General features: G+C 55.4%; 4 protein-coding genes and 1 pseudogene. 1 reads left to right on the plus strand and 4 read right to left on the minus strand.

What is annotated here, in order from left to right; translation table 11 throughout:
- Positions 1-887 (minus strand): annotated as a pseudogene (locus tag ACH2EH_RS22170) (ATPase); the annotation flags it as partial.
- Between the two features lie 229 nt (positions 888-1,116).
- Here ACH2EH_RS22170 and ACH2EH_RS22175 point away from each other — a divergent pair.
- A complete protein-coding gene (locus ACH2EH_RS22175; RefSeq protein WP_395145167.1) occupies positions 1,117-1,329 on the plus strand; it encodes a heavy-metal-associated domain-containing protein in 213 nt (70 codons plus the stop codon).
- A 31-nt stretch (positions 1,330-1,360) separates the two neighbouring features.
- Here the strand turns inward: ACH2EH_RS22175 and ACH2EH_RS22180 are convergent, their stop codons facing one another.
- The 3 genes from ACH2EH_RS22180 to ACH2EH_RS22190 all read right to left on the minus strand — a co-directional run bounded on the left by ACH2EH_RS22180 (position 1,361) and on the right by ACH2EH_RS22190 (position 2,967).
- The gene (locus tag ACH2EH_RS22180) at positions 1,361-2,341 is read right to left on the minus strand and encodes an RNA polymerase sigma factor RpoD/SigA (RefSeq protein ID WP_395091726.1); all 981 of its coding nucleotides are present in this window, start codon (positions 2,339-2,341) and stop codon (positions 1,361-1,363) included.
- Between the two features lie 198 nt (positions 2,342-2,539).
- On the minus strand, positions 2,540-2,851 hold the full coding sequence (locus ACH2EH_RS22185) for a hypothetical protein (protein ID WP_395145169.1): 312 nt from the start codon (positions 2,849-2,851) through the stop codon (positions 2,540-2,542).
- Positions 2,749-2,967: a hypothetical protein gene (locus ACH2EH_RS22190; RefSeq protein WP_395145171.1), complete on the minus strand. Its 219-nt coding sequence runs from the start codon at positions 2,965-2,967 to the stop codon at positions 2,749-2,751. Before ACH2EH_RS22190 ends, ACH2EH_RS22185 begins: the two co-directional genes overlap by 103 nt.
- Positions 2,968-3,001: the final 34 nt, after the last annotated feature.

Below are 3,001 nucleotides of genomic sequence, written 5' to 3' on the forward strand. Positions count from 1 at the left end.
ATTTTGCCGACATCTAGGCGCAGTAGTGGCAGTTTCCAGAGTGAACCGATTGCTTTTGCGGTGAGCGACTTTCCACAGCCTTGGACCCCTAATAATAAAACACCTTTGGGCTCGGGAAGGCCGTACTGACGGGCCGCATCGGTGAAGCTTGCGGTGCGTTGACTCATCCACTCTTTAAGTAAATCCATACCACCGACATCCGAGAAAGCCTCGCTGGCGGGGTAGTACTCCAGAATCCCAGATTTTCGAATAATCTGCTCTTTTTCGGAGAGAATGACGTCTATATCGAACTTTCGCTTCTCTACCAGCGACTTGGCAAAGACATTCTCGGCTTCGTTACTCGTGAGGCCCGACGCGGCTTTTAAGATCTGCTCGCGCTCCAGGGGCGTAAGGTTCACATCAATTTGATTGTTCGAGCGCACGGACTGAATAATGCCTTCGAGCAAGCGATCTATGTCTTTAGGAGTCGGGAGCTGGTAGTCCACCACCGTGATTTCTTTTTCTAGCTCGACGGGTAGCTTAAGTGTCGGCGAGAGCAGAATCAGGGTCTTGAAGCTAGTCTTGAGGGCAAAGACAAGGTCACGAAGCTTGCGGACGACCATGTGGTCGTTCATGAAGGGGTGGAAGTCCTTGAGTAAAAAGACGGTCTGGTCGGGAGCGGCGAGCACTTGATCGAGCGCGGCCAGCGGATCACGCGAGGCGACATTGCCCCCTAGCCCACTGGTGATTGTCCACTGGATCAGCTTCTTGCCACGCTTCTGACAGATCTCGCGAAGCGTCTCCTCGACACGTCGTTCTTCCCACGAGACAATATAGATAATGGGGTAGCGGGCACGGATGAGTGTCTCCAGCTCCACATCAACAGGCTTGGACCAGTTCTGGGCCACAGTGTTAGTTCTCCTAGCGCGAAATGCGCCCTCTATTATAGACCGTCGCAAGCGGATTACACAATCCGCTTAAAACCCGCTGGTTTGCCAGGTAGTTTAGGCATGCCTCTTGCACAGAGTACTAAACTGTAGAGAACATTCTCTTAGAATTTTCTCTCCAAATCCTTCTCTCCCTCCGCCTCTGGCCAGTGCTGGTCAGAGGCATTTTTTTTCGATAAAATTTTAGTTCATGAAACAGACTGTTTTCTCAGCCCCGGATATCGAGTGTGGTGGCTGTGCCAGTGCTATCCAGAAGGCCCTTGGCAAAGTGGAGGGAATCTCTGATGTCAAAGTGGACATCGCGGCGAAGACGGTCGCGGTGGCCCACGATTTAGTGCTGGTATCCGTGGAGGCCATTGTCACGCGGCTGGAGCACGCCGGCTTTCCGGCAGTGGAGCAATAAAAAAAGCCCGCCAGCTGGCGGGCTTTTTATTTTAGGCGATTACGGTGTCGCGGAGGCGACCACCCACTTCGCTTCGGCGGAGCTTTTGGAGGGCTCCCGCCTCGATCTGGCGGGCACGCTCTCGGGAAAGATGAAGCGCCTTGCCCACTTGCTCCAGGGTCATGGGCTGCTCTTGATCCTCTGAGAGGCCGTAACGCAGGGAGAGTACTTCTTTCTCCCGGCTGCTCAGGTGATCCAGCGCCTTGTTAATCTCATCGCGCAGTGCCCGGCGGAAGATCCGCGACGACGGGCTAGTGGCGTCTTCTGCGGGCAGTAAGTCGCCCAGACGTGTGGTGGAATCGCCTGCGGGCGCATCCAGGCTCATGGGCTCGGGCGTCTCGGCTTCCAGGAGCGTCTCGACTTTATCCACGGGCAGGCTGATCTCGTGTGCGATCTCCTGAGGGGTGGGGACACGGTTGAAGCGCGTGGCGAGCATCTCACGAGTGCGCTTGATCTTGCCTAGGCTCTCGATGGCGTGCGACGGCAGACGAATCGTGCGTCCCTGATTCTCGACGGCGCGGCCCAGTGCCTGGCGAATCCAGTGGGTGGCGTAGGTGGAGAAACGGAAGCCGCGTCGCCAGTCGTATTTATCCACGGCATGGATAAGCCCCAGAGTGCCTTCCTGGATCAGATCCTCCATGGCGATGCCACGGTTCTGGTACTTCTTGGCGATACTGGTGACAAGGCGCAGGTTGGCGTTGACCAGGATCTCACGGGCGCGCTCGCCCTGCTTGCCGCCGCGCTCGACGCAGCGAGCGAGCCAGCGCTCCTGGCGGGGTGTGAGAAGTGCCACACTGTTCGCCCCCCCTCGGTCGGCGACAAATGCCGTGAAAGAGAACTCCTTCATGGGATCAGGAGTCTCTTCTTCCTCAGGTGCGAGTGGCGCAACTTCCGACTCGGAGAGAGCCGTCGTTGGCGCCTCCGCCGTATCCCGTTTCTGTTCTTCTATGGTATCCGGCGTTAGTGTAGTCATTTCTTTCTTATACCCAACGGGGAGGTTTTCTCAAACCTCCCCTGTTCATGCTCCGCTCAGCGGAGCTAAGAATGTCTTATGTATTAACGGTAAAATTTGTTAGTAAGTTCCCTATCGTTTCTAACAGGAAACGTGCTAAACGGATGTTTTCCTACCTATAACTCTTATAGACGTCGCTCAGGGCTTCCAGGTTTCGCCCTATAATCGTGGATCTACCGGCTCCGATTCCAGGGCAAGGGTTGCAAAGACGAACTCATGCACCTGGCGAGGCGGTTCTTTACGGACGAACCTCTCCAGTCCCTCGATTCCAAGAGCGAACTCTCGGAGAGCCAGCGATCTCTTTCCCGTCAGACCTCGCTCACGCAAGCGGGAGAGATGTTGCGGGTCTGTGTACTCAGGGCCGTAGATTATCCGAAGATACGCAAGGACGAGAAACCATTCCGAACCGGGATAGATTCGCGAACCTTGACAATAATTCCTTCCATGCCTTCCTCTGTTTTTTTGTCCCACCAGTCTCCTAGTGCCTTCACGCTTTCCGAACGATTCGGTTCCAGCAGATGGTGCTCTGTCGCAATGAAGCGCTCTGAGACCGCCGCCAAACGCGCCCACAAGGACAACGAGCGCAAAATCTGGCAGGTCTATTTGCATAGGGGAAGTGAT

This window comes from Armatimonas sp., assembly GCF_043760365.1.
In the GTDB taxonomy this organism is placed as follows: Bacteria; Armatimonadota; Armatimonadia; order Armatimonadales; family Armatimonadaceae; genus Armatimonas.